18 protein-coding genes are annotated in these 23,817 nt (G+C 65.4%); 10 read left to right on the top strand and 8 right to left on the bottom strand.

All coding sequences use genetic code 11. From position 1 onward, the window contains the following. Positions 1-96: 96 nt before the first annotated feature. Positions 97-840 (top strand): methyl-accepting chemotaxis protein, encoded by a 744-nt coding sequence (locus DBO85_RS19620; protein WP_407681437.1) that lies wholly within the window; start codon positions 97-99, stop codon positions 838-840. Between the two features lie 112 nt (positions 841-952). Here DBO85_RS19620 and DBO85_RS01530 read toward each other — a convergent pair whose 3' ends face one another. Both DBO85_RS01530 and DBO85_RS01525 read right to left on the bottom strand, forming a co-directional pair. After that, the gene (locus DBO85_RS01530; protein WP_108104590.1) at positions 953-1,732 is read right to left on the bottom strand and encodes a TatD family hydrolase; all 780 of its coding nucleotides are present in this window, start codon (positions 1,730-1,732) and stop codon (positions 953-955) included. Positions 1,733-1,800: 68 nt separating this feature from the next. Next, positions 1,801-3,384 carry a peptide chain release factor 3 gene (locus DBO85_RS01525; RefSeq protein ID WP_108104588.1) on the bottom strand — a complete coding sequence of 528 codons (1,584 nt, stop codon included), beginning with the start codon at positions 3,382-3,384 and terminating at the stop codon, positions 1,801-1,803. 197 nt (positions 3,385-3,581) lie between these two features. Between DBO85_RS01525 and DBO85_RS01520 the strand changes: the two genes are divergently transcribed. From DBO85_RS01520 to DBO85_RS01480, 9 genes are all read left to right on the top strand, one after another. Next, positions 3,582-4,271, top strand: a complete 690-nt coding sequence (locus DBO85_RS01520) for a response regulator transcription factor (protein WP_108104586.1) — start codon at positions 3,582-3,584, stop codon at positions 4,269-4,271. Next, positions 4,268-5,602 carry a sensor histidine kinase gene (locus DBO85_RS01515; RefSeq protein WP_108104584.1) on the top strand — a complete coding sequence of 445 codons (1,335 nt, stop codon included), beginning with the start codon at positions 4,268-4,270 and terminating at the stop codon, positions 5,600-5,602. The genes DBO85_RS01520 and DBO85_RS01515 overlap by 4 nt, the downstream gene beginning before the upstream one ends. 86 nt (positions 5,603-5,688) lie before the next feature. Continuing rightward, a complete protein-coding gene (locus DBO85_RS01510) occupies positions 5,689-7,641 on the top strand; it encodes a TonB-dependent receptor domain-containing protein (RefSeq protein ID WP_108104582.1) in 1,953 nt (650 codons plus the stop codon). 435 nt (positions 7,642-8,076) lie between these two features. Further along, positions 8,077-9,240, top strand: a complete 1,164-nt coding sequence (locus tag DBO85_RS01505; RefSeq protein ID WP_108104580.1) for a type III PLP-dependent enzyme — start codon at positions 8,077-8,079, stop codon at positions 9,238-9,240. 132 nt (positions 9,241-9,372) lie between these two features. Then, a complete protein-coding gene (locus tag DBO85_RS01500) occupies positions 9,373-10,452 on the top strand; it encodes an ABC transporter substrate-binding protein (RefSeq protein ID WP_108104579.1) in 1,080 nt (359 codons plus the stop codon). Further along, positions 10,449-12,182 carry a sensor domain-containing diguanylate cyclase gene (locus tag DBO85_RS01495; RefSeq protein WP_108104577.1) on the top strand — a complete coding sequence of 578 codons (1,734 nt, stop codon included), beginning with the start codon at positions 10,449-10,451 and terminating at the stop codon, positions 12,180-12,182. Before DBO85_RS01500 ends, DBO85_RS01495 begins: the two co-directional genes overlap by 4 nt. Positions 12,183-12,518: 336 nt before the next feature. Beyond that, the gene (locus DBO85_RS01490; RefSeq protein WP_108104575.1) at positions 12,519-14,807 is read left to right on the top strand and encodes a catecholate siderophore receptor Fiu; all 2,289 of its coding nucleotides are present in this window, start codon (positions 12,519-12,521) and stop codon (positions 14,805-14,807) included. Between the two features lie 71 nt (positions 14,808-14,878). Then, positions 14,879-15,556: a Fe2+-dependent dioxygenase gene (locus DBO85_RS01485; RefSeq protein WP_108104573.1), complete on the top strand. Its 678-nt coding sequence runs from the start codon at positions 14,879-14,881 to the stop codon at positions 15,554-15,556. 2 nt (positions 15,557-15,558) lie between these two features. Next, entirely contained in the window at positions 15,559-16,671 is a 1,113-nt protein-coding gene (locus DBO85_RS01480; protein WP_108104571.1) for an alpha-hydroxy acid oxidase, read from the top strand. Between the two features lie 13 nt (positions 16,672-16,684). On the opposite strand, the gene DBO85_RS01475 is transcribed toward DBO85_RS01480, so the two are convergent. The 6 genes from DBO85_RS01475 to DBO85_RS01450 all read right to left on the bottom strand — a co-directional run bounded on the left by DBO85_RS01475 (position 16,685) and on the right by DBO85_RS01450 (position 23,676). Then, positions 16,685-18,226, bottom strand: a complete 1,542-nt coding sequence (locus DBO85_RS01475; RefSeq protein WP_108104569.1) for a sulfite reductase subunit alpha — start codon at positions 18,224-18,226, stop codon at positions 16,685-16,687. Between the two features lie 79 nt (positions 18,227-18,305). Beyond that, positions 18,306-19,169 (bottom strand): DUF4198 domain-containing protein, encoded by an 864-nt coding sequence (locus tag DBO85_RS01470; RefSeq protein WP_108104567.1) that lies wholly within the window; start codon positions 19,167-19,169, stop codon positions 18,306-18,308. Positions 19,170-19,180: 11 nt separating this feature from the next. Beyond that, positions 19,181-19,690, bottom strand: a complete 510-nt coding sequence (locus DBO85_RS01465) for a DUF2271 domain-containing protein (RefSeq protein ID WP_108104565.1) — start codon at positions 19,688-19,690, stop codon at positions 19,181-19,183. Between the two features lie 11 nt (positions 19,691-19,701). Next, on the bottom strand, positions 19,702-20,295 hold the full coding sequence (locus DBO85_RS01460) for a PepSY-associated TM helix domain-containing protein (protein ID WP_108104563.1): 594 nt from the start codon (positions 20,293-20,295) through the stop codon (positions 19,702-19,704). Positions 20,296-20,439: 144 nt separating this feature from the next. Then, on the bottom strand, positions 20,440-21,381 hold the full coding sequence (locus DBO85_RS01455) for a DegV family protein (RefSeq protein WP_108104561.1): 942 nt from the start codon (positions 21,379-21,381) through the stop codon (positions 20,440-20,442). A gap of 156 nt (positions 21,382-21,537) precedes the next feature. Further along, positions 21,538-23,676 (bottom strand): TonB-dependent receptor domain-containing protein, encoded by a 2,139-nt coding sequence (locus DBO85_RS01450; protein WP_108104559.1) that lies wholly within the window; start codon positions 23,674-23,676, stop codon positions 21,538-21,540. Positions 23,677-23,817: the final 141 nt, after the last annotated feature.

Genomic DNA, 23,817 nt, shown 5'->3' with positions numbered 1-23,817 from the left:
ATCGAGCGCGTCGGGCACACCGTGGTCGAGGTGGAGCGTCAGGCCGGTCGCGTCGAGACGGTCTCCGGCGAGAGCAATCAGGCGGTAGCCAGCCAGATGAGCCAGATCGATCAGGTCGCGACCGCGATGAACGAGATGTCGGCAACCGCCCAGGAGGTCGCGCGCAGCGCCGCCGGCGCGGTAGGGAGCGCGCAGAGCGTGAACGATGAAACGCTCAACGGCCGGCAACTGGTGGAGACCCAAGTGGGCAGCATCCAGCGACTGGCTGGCGAAATAGACGCCTCGGTCGCGGTGATCAACCAGCTGGCCAGCGACAGCTCTTCGATCAGTCAGGTGCTCGACGTGATCAAGGGCATCGCCGAGCAGACCAACCTGCTGGCGCTCAACGCGGCCATCGAGGCGGCGCGTGCCGGTGAGCAGGGACGTGGCTTTGCCGTGGTGGCTGACGAGGTACGCAATTTGGCCAAGCGCACCCAGCAGTCCACCGAGGAAATCGAGAAAATGATCGCCAAGCTGCAGGGCGGGGTTGGCGCTGCGGTCAAGGCGATGGGGGGCAGTCACCAGATGGCCGACGCCACCGTCAGCGAGTCGACCAAGGTGCAGCAGGCGCTGGAGAACATCCTTGGCGCGGCGGGCATGATCGTCGATCAGAACCAGCAGATCGCCGCCGCCGCCGAGGAGCAGACCGCGGTTGCCCACGACATCGACCAGAATATCGTCGAGATCAGTCGGGCCGGTGAGCGCACCGCGCAGGGCGCCAGCCAGACCGAGCAGGCCAGCCGCGAGCTGACCCAGCTGGTCGCGCAGCTCAAGCAACTGATCAGCGCGTTTCGCGTCTGAGGCGTCGGTGGTATTGAAAAGGCGAGCTGAGGCTCGCCTTTTTCTTGTCTGCCCGTTCACGGCAGCCACGCGCTAGAGCTGCCTGTGGCGCCGCAGGATAGGTCTCGCCGAATCAGTACCAGCCGAACAGCGCGCAGGCGTTGGCACTGCTGGCAGCGGCCAGGGTGTCGGAGTCAACGCCCATCAGTGTCGCCAGTTCGCCGCAGATCTGTGGCAGGTACTCCGGGCTGTTGCGTTGCTGCGGATGCATTGCCGGCGCCATGTCCGGCGAATCGGTTTCCAGCACCACGGCGTCCAGCGGCAGACCGGCAACCACGCTGCGCAGGCGCTGCGCCTGCGGCCAGGTGGACGCGCCCCCGAGGCCGAGACGAAAGCCCAGCTTCAGGTACTCCCGTGCTTCTTCCGTGCTGCCGGCAAAGGCGTGGACGATGCCTGCGCGCGGCAGGCGAAAGCGCTTGAGCGTGGCGATGGTCGCGGCGTGGGCGCGACGCACGTGTAGCAGGACTGGCTTGTCGAATTCTGCAGCCAGCGCCAGTTGGGCTTCGAACAGCTTCTGTTGGGCATTTCTGTCCAGCGATTCGATGAAGTAGTCCAGGCCGAACTCGCCCACCGCGCAGCAGCTCGGATGACTGCCGAGGCGCTCTAGCCAGTCACGCAATTCCTGCAGATGCTCGGGGCGATGTTCCTCGAGATAGACCGGATGCAGACCGAAGGCTGCGTACAGGCCGTCGCTGCGTTCGACCAGCTCCCAGACGCGCTGCCAATTGGCCTGGTGTACGCCGAGCACGACCATGCGCTCGACCCCCAGCGCGCGACTGCGTTCCAGGACGGCGTCACGATCGGCGTCGAAGTCGGGAAAGTCGAGGTGGGTGTGGGTGTCGATCAGGCGCATGCGCCAAGCTTCACGCCATAAGCCTCAGGCCGCAAGCCGGATCTCCGCGTGCGGCCAGGGGCATGCGTTTAATGGTGCTCGCGGGTGGCACGGAAGCGGATGTCAGGCCAGCGCTCTTCCATCACGCTCAGATTGACCCGGGTCGGCGCCAGGTAGGTGAGGTGGCCGCCGCCGTCCAGGGCCAGGTTCTCGAAGGCCTTCTCCTTGAATTCCTCGAGCTTCTTCTTGTCGTCGCACTCGATCCAGCGCGCCGACCAGACGTTGATCGCTTCGTACGCGCACTCGACCTTGTATTCCTCCTTGAGGCGGCTGGCGACCACGTCGAACTGCAGCACGCCTACTGCGCCGAGGATGATGTCGTTGTTGCGCTCGGGGAAGAACACCTGGGTCGCGCCTTCCTCGGCCAGCTCCTGCAGGCCCTGGCGCAGTTGCTTGGATTTCAGCGGGTCCTTCAACCGCACGCGGCGGAACAGCTCGGGGGCGAAGTGCGGGATGCCGGTGAAGCCCAGCACCTCGCCCTCGCTGAAGGTATCGCCGATCTGGATGGTGCCGTGGTTGTGCAGGCCGATGATGTCGCCGGCATAGGCTTCTTCGAGCATCTCGCGCTCGCTGGAGAAGAAGGTCAGGGCGTCGGCGATCTTCAGATCCTTCTTGATCCGCACGTGACGCATCTTCATGCCCTTCTCGTACTTGCCCGAGCAGATGCGCATGAAGGCGATGCGGTCGCGGTGCTTGGGGTCCATGTTCGCCTGGATCTTGAACACGAAGCCGGAAAACTTCTCCTCGCTCGGCTCCACCGTGCGCTCGTTGGCCACCCGCGCCAGCGGCTTGGGCGCCCAGTCGACCACCGCATCGAGTACGTGGTCGACGCCGAAGTTGCCCAGCGCGGTACCGAAGAACACCGGGGTCAGCTGGCCGGCGAGGAACTCCTCCTGATCGAAGGTGTGGCAGGCGCCCTGGACCAGTTCGAGCTGTTCGAGGAAGCGCTCGTACTCATCACCCAGGTGCGCGCGCGCCTCGTCCGAGTCGAGCTTCTCGATGATCTTCACCTCGGTGCGCTCGTGGCCGTGGCCGGGGGTGTAGACGATGATGTAGTCGTCGGCGAGGTGGTAGACGCCCTTGAAGTCGCGATAGCAGCCGATCGGCCAGGTAATGGGCGCTGCCTTGATCTTGAGTACCGCCTCGATCTCGTCGAGCAGTTCGATCGGGTCGCGGATGTCGCGGTCGAGCTTGTTGATGAAGCTGACGATGGGTGTATCGCGCAGGCGGCAGACGTCCATCAGGGCGATGGTCCGCGGCTCCACGCCCTTGCCGCCGTCGAGCACCATCAGCGCGCTGTCCACCGCGGTCAGGGTGCGGTAGGTGTCTTCCGAGAAGTCTTCGTGGCCGGGGGTATCGAGCAGATTGATCATGTGCTCGCGGTAGGGGAACTGCATCACCGAGGTGGTGATGGAGATGCCGCGCTGCTTCTCCATCTCCATCCAGTCGGAGGTGGCATGCCGGTCGGACTTGCGCGACTTCACCGTGCCGGCGACCGCAATCGCCTTGCCCATCAGCAGCAGCTTCTCGGTGATGGTGGTCTTGCCGGCGTCCGGGTGGGAAATGATGGCGAAGGTACGGCGCTTGGCGACTTCGGCGGCCTGGGTGGTCATGATCGGTGTGCCTGACTGGATGCGTGGAGGGGCGGCGAAACGGCTTCGGCCGCGCGCTCTGGGAAAGCGCGCGATTATAGCGGCAAAGCAGCGGCCGATCAGGACTGTGTCCTCGTTGCAAGGTAGCGCTGGGCAAAGCTCTCGATCTAGGTGAGAATCGTTATCTTTTGGTGCTCCGACACTAGAGGACGACGGCGATGGCCGCTCTGGCTCGCATCCTGATCATCGAGGACGATCGCACCCTGGCTGCGCAGTTGGGCGCGTTGCTGCAGGGGCAGGGCTATGCGACCTCGACCAGCCATCTGGGCGAGGCCGGGCTCGGCATGGCGCTGGCCGAGCCGCCGGACCTGCTGCTGCTCGATGTGTTGCTGCCCGATCTGAATGGCTTCGCGGTGCTGCGCCGCCTGCGTGAGCAGCAGCAGACGCCGGTGATCATGCTGACCGCCTGCGGTGCCGAAGAGGAGCGCATCCGCGGGTTGCGTCACGGTGCCGATGATTACCTGCCCAAGCCCTTCAATATCACCGAGCTGCAGTTGCGCATCGATGCGGTACTGCGACGCAGTCGGCCCCTTGATCCGGCGCGTGACGCTCAGCAATTGCAGGTCGACCGCTTGCGCCTGGACCGACATTCGCAGCAGGCGCTGGTAGCCGATCAGGACCTGGCGCTGACTCCCCTGCAGTTCCGCCTGCTCTGGCTGTTGCTGGCGCATCGTGGCGAGGCGCTGAGTAAACCCTACCTGTACCGCATGGCGCTCGAACGCGAATACAGTCAGTACGATCGCAGTCTCGACATGCATGTCAGCCGGATTCGCCGACGCCTCGCCGATGCCGGGCTGGGTGCTGATCGTCTGCAGACGCTGCACGGCCGCGGCTACGTGTTCGTATGACGCGACGTCTGTTCTGGAAGCTCTGTCTGGTCATCGCCCTTGGCAGCGTGCTGCTGTTCTGGGGCATTGCCCGTCTCGCCTGGCAGACCGAGGAGCGCATGAGTTTCATCGACCCCGAACACCAGCGCACCCTGCGCCATTACGCCGAGCAGGCCGAAGCGCTGCATCTGGCCGGGGATGCGGCCGCTTTCCAGCGCTGGCTGGCCACCCTGCAGCAGCAGGAGCAGACCTGGGCCGCCCTGGTCGAGACCGAGGTCCTGCCACTGTCCGGCAGTGCGCTCTCGCCACGCTTTGTCGAGAGTTTCGGGCTGGGCCGCGACGTCAGCTGGAAGATCCATCTGTACTTCGATGAAAACCCGATCATGGATATCCCGCTCAGCGATGCGCGGATGCGCTTTCTCATCCAGTTGCCGCCACGCATGCGTCCGGGGCTGTACTGGCACTACGCCAAGCTGCTGCTGCAACTGGCGCTGCCGCTGGTCCTGCTGCTGATCGTCTGCCTGCTGCTCTATCGCCATCTGATGCAACCGCTGGCGCGCCTGGAGCAGGCTGCCCGGCAGTTCAGTGACGGTCGTCTGGATGTGCGTGTGCGCGCCCTGCTTGGTTCGCGCAATGACGAGCTGGCCCGTCTGGCGGAAACCTTCGACGCCATGGCCGCGCGTACCGGACGCCTGATTACCGATCAGCGTCAGCGTCTGGCCGACATGTCGCATGAACTGCGCACGCCGCTGACGCGGATCGAGATGGCCGTCAGCCTGGCCGAGCAGGAAGCGGGTGCCAGCGCATTGCTGGCGCGCATCCGCAGTGACTGCGTAGGTATGCGCCGCCTGATCGAGGACGCGTTGACGCTGAGCTGGCTGGAAAACGAGACCCCACAACTGCGTGACGAGGACCTGGACCTGTCCGAACTGCTGGACAGCATCCTCGACGATGCGCGCTTCGAATACCCGGATCGGCGCGTCGTATGCGAACTGCCGGAGCATGCGCCGCTGCGTGACAGCAGCAGCCGCGCGCTGGGTCAGGCGATCGAGAATGTGGTGCGCAATGCACTGGATCACACGCCAGCGGGGGGGCGGATCGAGGTACGCCTGGAACGGCAGCAGGAGCATTGGCGGCTGACGGTGACGGACGAAGGTCCGGGCGTTCCGGAGCACTGGCTGGAACAGATCTTTCAACCCTTCTTCCGCGGCCATTCCGAGCGCGCAGGCTTCGGCCTCGGGCTGGCACTGGCGCGGCGCCAGATCGAGGCCATCGGCGGCAGTATCAGCGCACACAACCATGCACCGGCTGGCCTGCTGATGGAGCTGTGGCTGCCGGGCGCGGCGGTGTAACAGTTGTAAAAGGAGTATCCCTTTGCGGGCCCTATGGTGAGAATTCGCAAATGCGAAACATTCACATCTAAGCCGGGGGATCTTCCATGCCGCACCATCCTTGTCGCCTGAGCCTGCTGGGTGTCATGAGCTTCGCCGCGCTGCTGGGCGCGCACCAGGCGCAGGCTGCCAGAGATGCGCTGGAGCTGGACGCACAGGAGGTAGTGGCGCCTGCCGTCGATCGCAATGAGACGGTCGAGGCGGCGCAGCTGCAGCGCTATCAGGCGAGCGATCTGCAGGAGGTCTTCGAGTCCAATCCGGAGGTTTCCGTGGCCGGCGGCCCTGGCGTGGCGCAGAAACTCTATCTGCGTGGCCTGGAGGATACGCTGCTGAACATCAGCATCGACGGTGCCAGCCAGCCGGGCCAGACCTTTCACCACACCGGCCGCATCGGCATCGAGCCCGAGTTGCTCAAGCGCGTCGAGGTGCAGGCCGGTACCGGCGATGCCACCGCTGGCGCGGGTGCGCTGGGCGGCGCGGTGCGCTTCGTTACCAAGGATCCCGACGATCTGCTGCGCGAGGGTGAGTCTGTGGGGGCATTGCTCAAGAGCAGCTATTTCAGCAACGGCGAAGGCTACAAGAGCAGCGCCAGCGTGTTCGGCCGCTTCAACGAAAACTGGTCGGCGCTGGCCGTGACCAGTTATCAGGACCAGAACGACTACGAAGACGGGCGCAAGGACGATGTGCTCGGCACAGCCGCACGGCAGAGGCTCGGCTTCGCCAAGCTGGTGGGCAAGCTCGATGAAGAGCAGACCCTGCGCCTGTCCTATGAAAGCCGCCGCGACGAGGGCGAGCGTAGCCAGCGCCCGCAGTGGATCCCCAGCAGCTTCAATCGCCTCTACCCGTTGGATACCGAGCGCGAGACCTGGACCGCCAACTACGCCTGGCAGCCGCATGACAGCGAGTTGCTGGACCTGGAAGTCACCGGTTTTCACACCCGCAACGCACTGGAGCAGGATGGCCGCTGGGGGCTGTATTTCGGCGAAACCCGCAGCAGCGGCTTCGATGTGCGCAACACCAGTCGCCTGGGCGCGCACCAGCTGACCTACGGCGTGGACTATCGGGATGACCGCACCACGCTGGGGCCGGAAGGTGATAGCGAGCTGGATCACGAGGATGGTGAAGTCATCGGGCTCTACCTGCAGGATCGCTATCAGATCGACGCGCGGCTGCGTCTGGACGCCGGAGTACGCTACGACCGCTATGAGCTCGATGACCGCGACAAGCAGCGTTTCAGCGAAGAGGGCGTCAGCCCCAACCTGGGCCTGCGCTACCAGTTGACCCCGGAGCTGGCTCTGTTCGTCGGTCACGCCCAGGCGTTGCGTGGCCCCCAGGTGCGCGACGCGTTCAAGCTCGATGTCTCCGGCAACGACCCGCGCCTCAAGGCGGAGCGGGCGCGTACCGAGGAGCTTGGCTTCGACTACCGCAACGGTGGCTGGGAGCTGAACGGCAAGGCCTATGCCACGCGCATCCGCGACGCCATCGCCGATCCGGTGGGCGCGCCCAACCGCTACCAGAACGTCGGTGACCTGAAGAGCCGGGGGCTGCTGCTGGGCAGCGCCTATCACTGGCAGCAGCTCAGTGTCGGGCTGAGCTATCACCGCAACGACGCGCGCCTGGATGGCGAACGCCTCAACGTCTACGAATACAACGGCCTGGGTACCAGCCTCGGCGATACCTGGACGACCTTCGCCAACTACCGCGCCAGTGACGCGCTCACTCTCGGCTGGCAGGGGCGCTTCGTGCGCGGCATCGACAGCCTGGACAGCGGTGTCGGCGAGGTGTCCAAGCCCGGCTATGGCGTCCACGACCTGTATGCCGAATGGCAGGCGGTGCCAGAGCGACTGAGCCTGACCCTGACGCTGAAGAACCTGCTCGACAAGCAGTATCTGGACCACGCCAGCAACGAGGACTTCGAGCACATTCCCGGCTATGAAGGCATTCGTGGTTCCTACGAGCCGGGCCGGGAGCTGCGTCTGGGGGTGGCGCTACGCATCTGAGCGACTGGCGCTCGCATGAATAAACGGGCGCTGCGCGCCACGCACTGCCATCAGGATGAAACAGGCAGGGCCCATCCTCTTTTCCAGCGAGGTGGCAGGCCTGCATTTTTCGCGTGCTCCGTCGCATGTCTGCGCCTGCGTGGGTTGGCGCGGCGCAGCGGCGCAATTTCCGGTTGATCTGCGCGGCGCATGGCCCTAAAGTTCGCGGCCGAACGTCCATGCTGGCAACGATCCATCCGGCTCAAGTACTGACGACGAGAGGTTATCCCGCAAGGCGGTAATTCTCGGCGACATGCCTTGGGAAGTAGGCGAACCAAAGTGGGGAAACTGATCAGACGTTCCGGCCGTAGGCCACCCCCTGCACGCAGTTGAACCTGTAAAGGCTTCCGCTGCCCGAATTACTGAATTCCCGGTTTTGCCATTTGGAGCCCACGCATGTCGATCAAGGTCGAAGACTATTACGCACCCGATACATTCAAGCGCATGAAGGCATTCGCCGATCAGCACGAAACCCCGTTCGTGGTGATCGACAAGAAAACCATCGCTGACGCCTATGACCAGTTGGTCGACTGCTTCCCCTTCGCCAAGATCTTCTACGCGGTCAAGGCCAACCCGGCTACCGAGATCACCGAGCTGCTGCGCGACAAGGGCAGCAACTTCGATATCGCCTCGATCTACGAGCTGGACAAGGTGATGAAGACCGGCGTTTCGCCGGATCGGATCAGCTATGGCAACACCATCAAGAAGGCGCGCGACATCCGCTATTTCTTCGACAAGGGCGTACGCATGTTCGCCACCGACTCGGAAGCCGACCTGCGCAACATCGCCAAGGCCGCACCGGGCTCGAAGATCTACGTGCGTATCCTCACCGAAGGCTCCAACTCGGCCGACTGGCCGCTGAGCCGCAAGTTCGGCTGCAACCCGGACATGGCGCTGGACCTGCTGATCCTGGCCAAGCAGCTGAAACTGGTGCCCTACGGCATCTCCTTCCACGTCGGCAGCCAGCAGCGCGACATCGACGTCTGGGACGCCGCCATCGCCAAGGTCAAGGTGATCTTCGAGCGTCTCAAGGAAGAAGACGGCATCACCCTGCAGATGATCAACATGGGCGGCGGCTTCCCGGCCAACTACATCGCCAAGACCAACGACCTGACCACCTACGCCGAGGAAATCACCCGCTTCCTCAAGGAAGACTTCGGTGACGAGCTGCCGGAGATCATCCTCGAGCCGGGCCGCTCGCTGATCGCCAACGCCGGTATCCTGGTCAGCGAAGTGGTGCTGATCGCACGCAAGTCGCGTACCGCGGTCGAGCGCTGGATCTACACCGACGTGGGCAAGTTCAGCGGCCTGATCGAAACCATGGACGAATCCATCAAGTTCCCGATCTGGACCGAGAAGAAGGGCGAGATGGAAGAAGTCATCATCGCTGGCCCGACCTGCGACAGCGCAGACATCATGTACGAAAACTACAAGTACGGCCTGCCGCTGAACCTCTCCACCGGCGATCGCCTGTACTGGTTCTCCACCGGTGCCTACACCACCAGCTACAGCGCGGTGGAATTCAACGGCTTCCCGCCGCTGAAGGCCTTCTACGTCTGATCGCTGCTGGTAAAGCCGACGCCCCGCCCCGCGGGGCGTCGTGCATTCAGGGGTGGGGAAAACCGATACTGGCGAGCTGCTATACTCGCGGGCCTTTTTCTGTCCCGGCCGACTGGCCGTCGTGAATTCTGAATGCGTCCGTCCGTCGTTCTGCTGCTGTTGCTGATTGCGCTCCCCGCGCAGGCCGCGCGGGTCGCGTTCATCAGTCCCGGGCATGCCGACGAGCAGTACTGGGCGGGCGCGGCCCAGGCGATGCAGCAGGCGGCCGACGATCTGGGGTTGCAGCTGGAGATCTATCACGCCGAGCGCGACCCGCTGCGACAGATCTCCCTGGTCCGCGAGCTGACCGGTCCGCGGCGTCCCGACTACCTGCTGGTGGCAGCCGACAAGGGCACGCTGGTGGAGCAGTTGCGCGCCGCCGACGCTGCCGGCATTCCAACCCTTGCGGTCTACAACAGCGTGCAGCAGTCGGAGCGCGCGGCACTCGGTCGTCCGCGACAGAAGCTGCCGCACTGGCTCGGCTCGCTGATACCGCAGGCCGAGGATGCCGGTTACCTGAGCGCCAGAGCGCTGATCGAGGAAGGGCTGCGCAAGGGACTTGTCGATCCGCAGGGCCGGTTGCAGATGATCGCTCTATACGGCGATCGCTCCACCGACTCCTCGATCCGTCGCAACCAGGGTCTGCAGCAGGCTCTGCAGGAGTATCCGCAGGTGCAGCTGCGCCAGGCGGTGTCCGCCGACTGGCGGCGCGACAAGGCGCAACTGCAGGCGCAGCACCTGCTGCGGCGCTATCCGCAGGCGACGCTGGTGTGGAGCGGTAGTGACCAGCTTGCCTTCGGTGCCATGCAGGCCGCGGTCATCGAGCAGCGAGTGCCCGGTAAAGACCTGCTGTTCTCGGCGATCAACACCTCCGACGAAGCGATGGGCGCGGTGCTGGACGGGCGTCTGAGCGCGCTCGCGGGTGGACACTTCATGGCTGGGGCCTGGGCCCTGGTGATGCTGCATGATTACGACCACGGCAAGGACTTCGCCGCGGACGAGGGCACCGAGCTCGAACGGGCAATGTTCAGCCTGTTCGACCCGGCGCTGGCCCGGCGCTACCTGCGCGAAAGCGGCAGGGACATTGATTTTCGCCGCTTCAGCAAGGTCCACAACCCCACGCTTGCGCAATACAACTTCGGCTTTGCGGCCTTTCTGCGAGGCTCGCCATGATCCGCTCCGAGCGCTTTCGCCCGCTCCGGCGCAGGCTGCTGCGTCGACTGTTCTGGTTGGCCCTTTGCTGTGGCGGCCTGGCCATCTGCGGGCAGACCTGGCTGGTCTACCAGCAGGAAACCGAACGCTTCGAGGCGGGGGTCGAGGAGATCGGTCGTACCCATCTGCCGCTGCTCGCCGTCGGCCTCTGGGATCTCGAGGTGGAGGCCCTGCAGCAGCAGGTGGAGCAGATCGCCGCGCGCAAGGAAGTTGCCAGCGTGGTGTTGCAGTCGTCGACCGGCCTGCTCATAAGCAGCGCGGCGGCCGAGCAGGAGACCGGTGATGTCGACGCGGTGCTGCCAATTCGCAATGCCCGTTCGCCGGACGAACTGCTCGGCGAGTTGCGCATCCACGCCGACGACTCCCAGCTGGATCGCACCATCCTGCTCGCCGCCGGGCAGAAGATCGTCGAGGTCGCCCTCTTCACCGGTCTGATCAGTCTGCTGATCGGCTATTCGCTGCATCGCGAACTGCACGTGCCGCTCAAGCGCATCGCCGCCTATGTCGCGCGGCTGTCGCCGCAGAAGCCGGCCGCACCACCGCAGCTGCGCCGGCGCCGGCGCGACTGGTTTGACGAGATGGACCTGGTCACGCGCGGCTTCGAGACCCTGCACGAAGGCCTGCTGCGGCATGGCGCCGAGCGCGACGCAGCGATGCAGGCGCTGGCTGCCGAGCGCGATCTGCTCGACAGCCGGGTGGCTCAGCGCACCCAGGTGCTGCAGCGCATCTCCGGTTATCAGGCGATCCTGTCACGCACGCTGCTGCGCTGTGTGCATCTGCGTGCGGACGCCTTCGCTCCGGCACTGCAGCAGGCGCTGGAGGAGCTGTGCGAGTTCCTCGGCGCGCGGGCCTGCGCGATGGCCGAGCGTGACGAGAAGCGGCAATGGCGCTGGCGCCTGGTGCGTGGTTCCTTGTGGCGCGCGGGCGAGCCCCTCGAGCTGCCGAACGAGCAGCCGGGCTGGAGCCTGCTCGACTGCGAGGCCGGCCAGGCGCTGGTCTTCGTGCGCTATGACGACGCGGGTGGCGGCCAGCTGTTTGTCCTCGGTGGTGAGCCGCGGGCCGGGGACGCCGACGAGCAGCGTTACCTGCAGATGGTCGCCGAAATGCTCTTCAGCCTGCTCGATCGCTGGCAGTCGGCCGAGGCGCTGGAGCAGACCCAGGCGGAGCTTGAGCGTCTGTCGCTGAGCGATCCTCTGACCGGGCTGGGCAACCGTCGGCATTTCGAACAAGTGCGAGAACAGGAGTGTCGCCGAGCCGTGCGGCACGGCCAGCCTCTTTCTGTTCTGATGCTGGATGTCGATTATTTCAAGGCCTACAACGATCAGTACGGCCATGGCGCGGGTGACGACTGCCTGGTACGTATCGCAGACTGCATCCGGCACCTGTTTCAGCGGGCTGGCGAGCTGCCGGTGCGGCTGGGTGGCGAGGAGTTCGCGGTGATCCTTCCTGCTTATGACTCCGACCTTGCCCAGGCCGCGGCCGAACGGGTGCGCAGCGCGGTGCTGGCGTTGCAATGCCCGCATGCGGGCGCACCACTGGGTCAGCTCAGTGTCAGCCTGGGCGTCGCCGCCTGGACGCCTGCCGATGAGCAGCCCCTGGATTTCGAGGCGCTGCTCGAGCGCGCCGATCGCGCGCTATACCAGGCCAAGGCTGGCGGCCGTAACCGGGTCTGTGTTTCCCCTCTGCGCTGACGCGCGCGTGCGTTTGGAGCGCCTGAAAGACCCGCTTTGAGCGCTGCCGCCTGTTAGCGCCGGTAGTGGCTCGGGCCATTCTCGGACAGTCGGTTCGTGCGTGGTGTCTCCCGTCTTTCTCATCCCCCCCCTCGGTTCCTCAGCGTGCTAGCGGTGCGCAGGCCATCGTCCGCGCCGGCAAGGCAATACGTGGCGTAGGCGCATTAATGTATTGCTTATGTAAATAGGAATGATTAGCATGCGCGTCGCATTGCGTTTACAGGCGTGCACCGGTCTGCGAGCGAACGACGAAAGCGCCGCAGAATCCTTCATAGCGTCAGGGGAAGATACAGTCAGATGGCCATTCGTAGTCGCAAGCATCAGCACCGGGTCCACAGTCTCGCCGCGCTCGTCGCCGCGACTATTCCAGGCATCGGCTATGTCCATGCCGAACAGGCCAAAGACGGCTATGCGCTCCCCGAGATGGTCGTGACCGAGCAGGCCAAGAGCGCCTACAAGGCGGACCGCAGCGCCAACGCCAAGCTTGCCGAGCCACTGCTCGACACGCCCAAGACGGTGCAGGTGATCAAACAGGAGATGCTGCGCGAGCAGGGCGCCAACAACCTGATGGAAGCGCTGCGCAACACGCCCGGGATCACCATGCAGCTGGGTGAGAACGGCAATACTGCTGCCGGCGACACCTTCATGATGCGCGGTTTCTCCACCCAGACCTCTACCTTCGTCGATGGCGTGCGCGACCTGGGCGCCATCAGCCGGGATATCTTCAACCTCGAGCAGGTCGAGGTGGTCAAGGGGGCCACGGGTTCCGACATCGGCCGGGGTGCCTCTTCGGGTTACATCAACCTGATCAGCAAGCTGCCCACGCTGGAGGATGCGATCAGCGGCACGCTCGGCTATGGCACCGCCGACAACGCCAACCTGACCGCCGACCTGAATCAGCAACTGGGCGAGAACTCCGCCCTGCGCCTGAACCTGGTGCGCCGCGAGGGCGGTGTGGACGGGCGTGACTATGTCGAGAACAGCAGCTACGGCGTCGCGCCGTCGATCGCCTTCGGTCTGGATACCCCGACCCGTCTGTATATCTATTCCCAACACGTGCGCCAGGACAACCGGCCCGACGGCGGCATCCCGACCATCGGCATGAGCGGCTTCTACAGCCCGCAGACCGATGCGGTGCAGGCCGCGCGACTGAACCTTGGCGGCAAGGTTGACCGGGAGCATTTCTACGGCAGCAGCAGCGACTACGAGGACGTCGCAGGCGACATGCTGACGGTCAAGCTGGAGCATGATCTGAACGACGTCACGACCCTGCGCAACCTGTCGCGCTACGGGCGCAGCAGCATGGACCGCGTCCTGACAGGACCGGCGGGAGGCGCCACCTCGATGACCGCGCCGAGTATCGATCCGTCCACCTGGGCGGTGGCGCGGACCCGCCAACTGGTCGACCAGGAGAACGAGATTCTGGCCAACCAGACCAGCCTGAGCACTGAGTTCGATCTGGGGGGTATGCGCAATACCCTGGTCAGCGGCCTGGAACTGATGCGCGAAAGCCAGCGCAACGAATCCGGCTCGACCAGCGCGCAGGTGATCGGCGGCGTGGCCTACCCCGCCGTGCCACTGCCGCCCGCGAATCTCTACAACCCCTATGCCGGCGACCTGATGGGCAAGCCCTACAAGACCGGCGCGTACACCGATGGTGAGACGAAGACCGCAGCGATCTACCTGCTCGATACCCTGCACCTCAACGAGCAGTGGGCGATCAACGGCGGCCTGCGCTACGAGCACTACGACACCAAGACCAAAGCGGCGACCGTCACTGCCGGTGCGCTGGTCCCCAGCCGCCTGAGCGAGTCGGACAACCTGATCAGCTGGAACGCCGGGGTCGTCTTCAAGCCGGCGGCGAACGGCAGTCTCTACCTGGCGTTCGCCAACTCGCTGACCCCGCCGGGCAGCGCCAACTTCGCCCTGTCTTCCAGCGAGTCGAACGACAATCGCCCGGGGCTGGATCCGCAGGAAACCCGCCATGTCGAGCTGGGGACCAAGTGGGATCTGCTGGACGAGAGCCTGGCGCTGTCGGCAGCGATCTACCGTACCGAGAACAGCAATCAGGTGTCCTATGACTCGTTGAGCGGCACCTATTCGCAGGACGGCACCATCGTGGTGAAAGGCGCGGAGGTCGCGCTGGTCGGCCAGATCACCAACTTCTGGCAGGTCAGTGCCGGCATCGCCAGCATGGACAGCCGTCAGGTGGACGATTTCAGCCGCAACAATGCCGGCGTGGTCAGCGAGAACACCGGCGTGCGCTGGTCGCCGGACCTGACCGCGACCCTGTGGACGTCCTATACCTTGGGCGACCTCACCCTGGGTGGCGGCGCGCGGTACGTCTCCGAGCAGGACCGGGTGATCAATGGTGCGGATCGCTCCACCAGCAACATGCCCAGTATCCCGTCCTACTGGGTGGCCGATGCGATGGCCGCCTACCGGATCAACGACAACCTCAACCTGCGCCTGAACGTCTACAACCTGTTCGACGAGGAGTACATCGCCACCCTCAACAACAGCGGTGCGCGCATGGCCCTGGGCGCGCCACGTTCCGCGCTGTTGAGCACGGAGTTCTCCTTTTAGCGCTCGCAGCTGTTGACAGGCCCGCGCTCGCGCGGGCTTTTTGCGTTTCGTCCATACGAGGTGTCCGCCTGATGCTGTTGCATATTCCGCAGGTACTCAGCCAAGCCGAGGTTGCCACGTTGCGCGCCGACCTGGCTCGCCATACCTGGACCGACGGTGGCGCCACCGCTGGTGCCCAGGCGCTTTCGATCAAGCGCAACCTGCAGTTTCCGCCCGAGCACGCGGCATTTGCCGGGCTGTCGCAACGGGTTGCCGAGGCCCTGATGCGCCACCCGCTGTTCCTCTCTGCAGTGCTGCCGCGGCAGATGCTGCCACCGATGTTCAATCGCTACGCCGACGGTGGCCACTATGGCGATCACGTCGACAACGCGCTGCAGCGCCAGCGCTTCACCGGCGAGCAGGTGCGTACCGATGTCTCGACCACAGTCTTTCTCAGTGAGCCGGAAGCATACGAAGGCGGTGAGCTGATCATCGACGACACCTACGGCGAGCACGAGGTGAAACTCGCAGCCGGCGATGCCATCGTGTACCCGGCCACCAGCCTGCACCGGGTGGCGCCGGTGTCAGCGGGCGAGCGTCTGGCGGCCTTTCTCTGGACCCAGAGCTGGGTGCGTGACGCCTGGCAACGCAAGATGCTCTTCGATCTGGACATGAATATCCTCAAGCTGCGCGCGCGGCTTGGCGACTGCGAAGAAGTGCTGGCGCTGACCGGCACTTACCACAACCTGCTGCGCCAGTGGAGCGAATGAACATGCGGCCGCCCCTGAGTGCCATCGACGCTGACCTGATCAGCGCCGCTGACTATGAGCGTCGCGCCGAGCAGCATGTCGATGCGCCGGCCTGGGCCTATCTGCAGGGCGGGGCGGGCGATGAGCGCACGCTGGCGGCCAATCGCGAGGTCTGGCGCGAATGGTCGGTGCTGCCGCGGATGCTGCGTGATCTGCGCGGCGGCACTACCCGCTGCGAGCTGCTTGGCATGTCCCTGGCGCATCCGCTGTTGCTGGCGCCGGTGGCCTACCAGCAGTTGTTCCATCCCGATGGCGAAGCCGCCGCGGCGATGGCGGCGGGCGTGATGGGCGGCGCGATGGTGCTCAGCTCGTTCGCCTCGCAGCGCCTGGAAGATGTCGCCGAGGCGGGTTCCGCGCCCCTCTGGTTGCAGCTCTACTGGCAGGGCGCGCGCGAGCAGACCCTGGCGCTGGTGCAGCGTGCCGAAGCCGCCGGCTACCGGGCGCTGGTGCTCACCGTGGATGCACCTGTAGGTGGGGTGCGCAACCGCGAACAGCGCGCCGGCTTCCATCTGCCGGAGCACATCCGTGCAGTCAATCTGCCGCAGCCGCTTGCTACGCCTTCGCTGGCCGAAGGCGCCAGTGCGGTATTCGACGGTCTGCTGGCGTTGGCGCCGACCTGGGACGATGTGGCCTGGCTGTGCCGCAGCAGCTCGCTGCCGGTGCTGCTCAAGGGCATCCTGCATCCGGATGACGCGCGCCAGGCGCAGCAGGCCGGTGCGGCCGGGGTGATCGTTTCCAACCACGGTGGCCGGGTGCTCGACTCGGGCTGGCCGGCACTGCGTTCGTTGCCGGCGATTCGCGCGGCGCTGGGCGGCGAGGCGACCATCCTGGTGGATGGCGGTATCCGCCGCGGCAGCGAGGTGTTCAAGGCATTGGCGCTTGGCGCCTCGGCGGTGCTGGTCGGGCGACCCTACGTGCATGCCCTGGCCACCGCCGGTGCCCTGGGGGTGGCGCATCTGCTGCGCCTGCTGCGTGAGGAACTGGAAATCGAGATGGCCCTCGCCGGCTGCCGGACCCTGGCCGACATCACCCGCGCCTGCGTGTGTCGTGCCGACGGCAGCGACTTTCCCGGCTGAAACGCCGGACGCCTCAATACAGATCGCGGCGGTAGCGCCCGGTACTGCGCAAGGCCAGCACCTGTTCATCACCGAGCAGCCCGTGCAGCAGCGCTTCGATCTCCTGGCCCATGCCGGTCAGGCTGCCGCAAACCAGAATGCTGGCGCCGCGCCCGACCCAGGCGCGCAGCTCGTCGCCGGCGTCGCGCAGCAGGTGCTGGACGTACACCGGTTCGGCCTGGTCGCGGGAGAAGGCCAGGTCCAGGCGGGCGAGGTGACCGCTTTCGCACCAGCCCTGCAGTTCCTCGGCAAAGAACAGGTCATGCGCGGCGTTGCGCTCGCCGAACAGCAGCCAGTGGCCGTGCTGGCCGAGTCGCTCGCGCTCGAGCAGATGAGCGCGCAGGCCGGCGATGCCGGTGCCATTGCCGATCAGGATCAGCGGGCCGGCCTGCGGCGCCAGGCGAAAACCGGGGTTGGCGCGGAGGCGAACGTCGATCTCTTCGCCTGGCGCGGCGTGTCGGCAAAGCCATCCCGAGCCGCTGCCTAGATTGCCATCCGCGTTCGCGCGCAGGCGCACCAGCAGTTCCACCACGCCATCCTCGCCCAGTGAGGCGATGGAGTAGTCGCGGTGCGCCAGGCGCGGCAGTTCCAGCAGATGATCGGGGCGGGGCAGGTCGGTGTCGTCCGCCGGCAGCTGGCGGCGGGCCAGATGCCAGCGCAGCGTTTCGCCGTCCGCCTGGATCTGCCTGCCGTCCAGTTGCAGGTGTTGCAGGCAGGTCTCCACCCGGGCGCCGGCGTTGCACGGGCCGACCTCGAGAATGTCGCCGGCCCGCCAGTGGCTTGCGGTTGGCGCCTGCAGGCGTACCAGGTAGGCCGCCCCGCCGGCGCTGCCAGGATTCAGGCAGTGGCGCTCCAGCAGGGTCGCGCGCTGGTAGCTGGGTGTCTGCCAGTCACTGAAGTGGCTGTCGCCGGCCAACTGGCCGAGGAACTGTTGCCACTGGCGCAAGGCTGCCGGCTCGCCGCGATCCACCTCCAGGCGGTCCTGCAGCGGGCGTGCGCCGAGCTGCTCGAGGCGCTGGTCGAGACGCCGGCCGAAGGCGCAGAACTGCCGATAGTTCCGGTCGCCCAGGGCCAGCACAGCGTATTCCAGCTGCTCGAGGCGCAGCTTGCTGGTGTCTAGCAGCCGCTCGAAGCGCGCCGCCTGGTCGGGTGCCTCGCCCTCGCCGTAGGTACTGGCTACCAGCAGCAGGCGTCGTGCCCTGACCAGGTCGACAGGGCTCAGCTCGGCGAGGTTGCGGGCGACCGCGCTCACCCCGGCGTCGTTCAGCTGCGTGGCGCTGCGTTCGGCGATCTCGCGCGCCTGACCGCCCTGGCTGGCATAGGCCAGCCAGATATCCGCCGGCATCGGTGTGCTGACGCTGTGCGTGGCCCGGTGTTGGCGCCAGGCGGGAACGCAGAGGACCAGCCAGGCACCGGCGGCCAGGGCTGCGCTAAGCGCGCGCGGTGGCTCCAGCCAGATCAGCAGCAGGCTCAGGGCGGCTGCCAGCAGCAGCCAGAGACGGAATGGGCGCTTCATGAATAGGGGGCTGTCGCGTTGGGGACTGTTGCCGCCAGGGCGCGGCGAGGATGACCCGCCGCGTGTGAGGCATCGACGATCAGGGCGCCTGGACTTCCAGGGTGGCGCTGTAGGACGCACGGCGCTCGGTGGCCGGTGCCTTCACGTCCTTGTCGGTCGTGAGTTCGGCTTCCAGCCAGTACATGCCGGCGTTCGGCCAGGTAACGCTGAACTTGCCCTTGGCGTCGGTGCGGGTGTTGATCTCGCCGAGGTCGTCGCGATAGCGATTGCCACCGGGGATCACGCTGACCTCGACGTCTGCCGCCGGCTGGCCGTCGAGCAGCATGACGAAGTCGGCCGCCTCGCCTGCGAACAGGTCGTTGGGGTGGGTCAGCGGCGCCAGCTCAAGGCCCTGGCCGGTTGGCTTGAGCACGGTTTCAGTCGGCGCGCCGGAGGTGACGAAGACCTCCATGCGGCCATTGTGCTGGGTCACCTTGAGTTCGTCGGCCTGGGCCGGGACCTGCTTGGCGAACGCTTCCGGCTCGCCCATCCAGCGGTTGGCCTCGCCGTTCTCCTTCCAACTGGCGAACAGCCCCTGGTTGGCGATGGCCAGCTTGTAGGTGCCCTTCTGCAGCAGGTGCACATCGAAGGTGGTGCGGTAGCGGCCGATGGCGCCGTTCAGCGGCTTGACCTCGCTGCCATCCGGCGCAATGACCTTCAGTACCGCGGGCTGACGGGCGCGCTGGCCGGCCGGTTGGGTGCTGATGTCGCCGATGTCCTTAAGGCGCATGGGGAAGTGTTCGAAATAGAACAGGTCATTGGATATGGCCGCGTCGACGGTGATCCAGGGGTCTTCACCGGAGAGCACGGTGGCGGAGGGCAGCATCCAGGCACGGTGTGCCTGAGCGGACAGGGGCAGGCAGACGGCGAGGGTCAGGGCGGTCCATTTCACGATCGGGTGCATGCGTGGCTTCCTTATGGCTTGAGTTCGAGAGACAGGGCGCCCAGCTCGTGGCTGCCCTTGACGCTGACGGTCTCGGCGGCGCGCGGCGGCCAGTTGAAAGACAGGCGCTGCAGTTCGCGGCCACCGACTTCGCGAGCCGCTTCCACCACTATGCGGTAGTCGCCCGCCGGCAGGTCCTTGAAGGCGGCATCCTTGTCCGAGAAGCTCAGGCTGTGGCTGCCGACCGCACGGGTCGCGCCGCTGATGCCGTCGACCGGCATCTCCAGGCTGCGCCCGCTGCGCCGCCACCACTGGCGCAGATCCTTGAGCCACTTCTCGCCTTCCTTGTCCTTCATCTTCAGGTCGTACCACACCGCCAGGTCGGCGACGTGGCTCTGGTCGGGCTTCTCCAGCCAGATGGCGACATACGGACGGTGGTACTCGGCGACGTCCAGACGCGGGATCTCCACGGTCAGTCTCATCTCGGCCGCCATCAGCGGCGCGCTGAGCAGGGCCAGGGGCAATAGCAGGTGTCTGCGCATCGGCGATTCCTTCAATGGATGAACAAGAGGGCCAGCAGCAACGGGAGCAGCAGGCCGAGGCCGACCAGAGGCCAGGTGGTGGGGCGGCCGCCGGCGTGCCGCGCCAGCAGCAGTAGGCCGGTGAGGCTGAAGAGCACGCAGACGCCCGCGAAGATGTCGATGAACCAGCTCCAGGCGGTGCCGGTGTGGCGCCCCTTGTGCAGGTCGTTGAGATAGGAGACCCAGCCGCGGTCGGTGGACTCGTACTCCAGCGCGCCGGAGGTCAGGTCCAGGCTCAGCCAGGCATCACCGCCGGGGCGCGGCAGGCCGATGTACAGCTCGCCATCGGACCATTCCGCCTCGCGACCCTTGAGCGAAATATCCAGCTCGCCTTCGAGCCAGCCACGCAATGCCGCGGGCAGGCCCTGCTCAGGCGGGGCGGTGAGCAGTCGATCCTGCAGTTCCGCCGGCAGTTGCGCCTGCTTCTGCAATACCCTGGGGCGGGCCTCGATCTGCGCGGCGTGGTTGAGGGTGATGCCAGTGATGGAAAACAGCAGCATGCCCGCCAGGCAGAGGGCGGAACTGATCCAGTGCCATTGGCGCAGGGTGCCGAACCAGAGCTTCATTTGCTTCCCGAAATGCAGGCGATGGCGCCGGTGCGGCGCGCGTTTGAGGAAGCGAATTCTAAGGGGTGCGGGTTATGAATGCTAATAATTTACCAATAACATACATTCTCATACGGGCACGGCGCGTCGGCCGGCCCGACGCGCTCAGCTGAAGGCGTGCGGCGGAGCAGCCAGCGCCAGGCCGATGCAGCCGGGGCCGATGTGGATGGTGCTGGTGATGCCGGCGCGGGTCGCCAGCAGCGTCACCTTGCGCTGCTCGCAGGCGCGGCGCAGGTCGGCAAGACCAGGCAGTTGCTCGAACTCGGCATCGCTCATGCCGTAGGAGATGCACACGTAGGGCGAGAGCAGCCCGGCGAGCACCCGTCGCACGCCGTAGTCGAACATCAGCCGGGTGGCGTCTTCGAAGCTGCGTGCCTTGGCCACCGGCTTGCCTTCGTGGCGGTTGCCCCATACCAGCGGAGTGATCTTCAGTGCCTTGCTGAGGAAGGCTGCCAGCGCCGGTACGCTCTTGTCGCCGCGTTGCCGGCCGCGCTCGCGCACGTAGCTGAGGTCGCGCGGGACCAGGCAGCCATGAATATGGTTGGTAAAGTCGCTGAGCTGATTGCGCAGCTCGGCCTTGCCCACGCCCTTCTCGATCAGGTGCTGGGTATGCGCGGCGAGCAGCCCCTGGCCGGCGAAGAAGGTACCGCTGTCGATCACCCGCATCGAGAACGGCCCCTCGCGCCCTGCCGCAGCGCGCAGCGGGCGGTACTCGGTGAGGATGCGGCTCATCGCCTGCTCGGCGTTGGCGTAGATCTGGCTGCGAGCACGGGTGATGGTCTGCACCAGGGCGAAGTCGTACTGGGTGACGATTTCCTTGAGGAACAGCTCGCGGATCTGCTCGGTGGAGAACGGCTGGGTATCCGCCGAGTGCCCGCGCGCCGCCATGCCGCTGGCGTGAAAGGTACGGGTCTTTTCCGGGCTGTGGTCGTCGACCACGGTCTGGCCATCGATACTGAAGGTGACCGGCAGGATATGGATGCCGTGCTGCTTGATGAAGTCGTGCGGCAGATCGCAGGCCGAATCGACAATCACACCAATGCGCATCGCTTCACCTCTGGTCGGGTACTGGGTCGGGAGTGCCACCCTAGCAGCGCGACGAAGGTGTCGGCACCACCCGTAAGGGTGGCGAAATAATGGCCAGTGCAAAGGGGAGGAGAGAAGCGCGTCCGGGCCAGGTAGCCCGGACGTTTGGGGACGGGATCAGAAGTCGTAGGTGGCAGAGAGCCAGAGGCGACGACGTTCCTGGTTGTTGTTGTACTCGTTGCCATAGGCGAAGGCGGTGCCGGCGGCGTTGCTGGTGTAGCGCTCGTAGCTGACGAAGTCCTTGTCCAGCAGGTTGTAGATGGTTGCGCCGATGCTCAGGTTGTCGGTGGCCTGGTAGCTGCCGCCGAGGTGGAACAGGGTGTAGGCCTTGTAGTCACCGAAGGCGTTATAGGCGTAGTCCACGGTCGGGCCGTTGCGGCGGAAGCGTTCGCTGCGGTATTCGCCCTTGAGCCAGGTGCTGAGGCGGTCGGTGGGCTGCCAGTTGAGGCTGGTGTTGACCTGGTGGCGCGGGGTGTCATTGAGCACCCAGCCCTTGCTCGCGCCGCTCTTCTGCTCGGTTTCGGTGAAGGTGTAGTTGGCGCTCAGGCTCCAGTCCGGGGCGAAGCGGTAGCGGCCGGCCACTTCCACGCCCTGGGTGATGGCTTCGTCGACGTTGACCGGTTGGCCAAAGGTGGTGTTGTTCGGATGGCGGGGCAGCCAGGGACCGCCCGGTACGGTTACGCAACCGGCTACGCTGGGGTCGACCTCGCAGTTGGGCACGCGACGGCTGGAGAGCTTGTCTTCGAATTTGTTGTGAAACACCGTCAGGTTGGCGTTGAAGTCTTCCAGGTTGTCGAAGTACACCCCCAACTCGCTGCTGGTGCTGGTTTCCGGTACCAGGTCGGGGTTGCCCAGCAGTGGAATGCGACCCTGGCCGCCAAAGCCGTTCATGCCGTTGGCCAGGTCTTCCAGATCGGGCGCCTTGAAGCCGCGGCTGACACCGCCCTTGACGGTCCAGCTGTCGTTGGCGTTCCAGACCAAATAGGCGCGCGGGCTGTACTGTTCGCCGAAGGAGCTGTGATCGTCACGGCGCAAGCCGAGCGTCAGTGCCAGGCTGTCGACGATGCGCCACTCGTTCTCGATGAACAGCGCGGTCATCTTGTGCTCGAAAGGCTCGTCGACCAGGCCTTCGACCAGCTCGGCTTTCCACCACTGCCCGCCCAGGGTCAGGTTGTGATTGCCGAAGCTGGTCAGGAACTTGGTGTCGAAGATCTCGTTGGTCGATTCCAGCGTGCGGTCGGTGCCGCCAATGCGGTTTGGCGTGCCCGTGGGAATCAGACGGCCGAGGGTCTCGGTGGTATTGCGGGTCAGGCTGGACTGCAGGGTGCCCAGCTCGAAGCGCCCGGTGTGCGACAGACTGATCTGTTCGCGATTGTAGCGCTGGGTGTCCTTGTAACCGCCTGCCGCGCCCAGGGTGCCGAGGTCGGCGATGCCGTCGCTGTTGTCGTAGGTCTGCTTGGTCTGCTCTGCATCCAGCTCGATATCGTGGGCATCGGTCGGGGTGAAGGACAGACGCCCGCCAATGGTGTGGATGTCCGAGTCCACTGGATTCCAGCCCATCTGCGGGCTGAGGTCGGCGCCGGTGATGTCCTGATACTCGATGCTCGAGTCATCGCGCTGCTGATACTTGCCGCGCAGAGCCAGCCCGAGCTTGTCCTCGACCAACGGGCCGCTCAAATAGACCTGGGTGGAGCGGGTATCGCCGTACTCGCGGTGTTCCTGCAGGGTGGTGTCGACACTGACGGAGCCGCCCCATTCGCTGCCTACCTTCCTGGTGATGATGTTGATCACCCCGCCCATGGCATCGGAACCGTACAGGGTCGACATCGGGCCGCGGATCACTTCGATGCGCTCGATAGCTGCGACCGGCGGCAGGAAGCTGAAGCGGGTCTCGCCGAAGCCGTTGGGTGTGACGTCACCGGCAGCGTTCTGCCGTTTGCCGTCCACCAGCACCAGGGTGTACGCATCGCCCATGCCGCGGATGCTGATGTTAAGCCCGCCGGTCTTGCCAGCATTGCCGGAGACATCGACGCCCTCGACGTCGTTGAGCGCCTCGGCCAGGCTGGAGACGCGTTTCCTCTTCAACTCTTCGGCACTGATCACGGTGATGCTCGCCGGCGCGTCAGTGATCTTCTGCTCGAAGCCGGAAGCGCTGACCACGGTGTCGCTGAGCACCACCGCATCACGGGCTTGCGCGGTGAAGGCGCAGGAGAGCAGGGCGCAGGACAGCGTCGTGCGGGAGAACGGGAGGGACATGCGGAACTCCTCGGATGAATCGGGGGGGGTAATAAAGAGTCGCACATGATAATAATTATCGAATGCGAATAAAATTGATTTGAAGCAAGAGCCTTGTCCCAGTTGTAACTTGCGATTGCGCGGGCAAGCATCCAAGCTCCT

Source organism: Pseudomonas mangrovi (assembly GCF_003052585.1).
Lineage (GTDB): Bacteria > Pseudomonadota > Gammaproteobacteria > Pseudomonadales > Pseudomonadaceae > Aquipseudomonas > Aquipseudomonas mangrovi.
The sequence above is the reverse complement of the archived record's forward strand: the minus strand, read 5'-3'. Positions and strand labels throughout refer to the sequence as shown.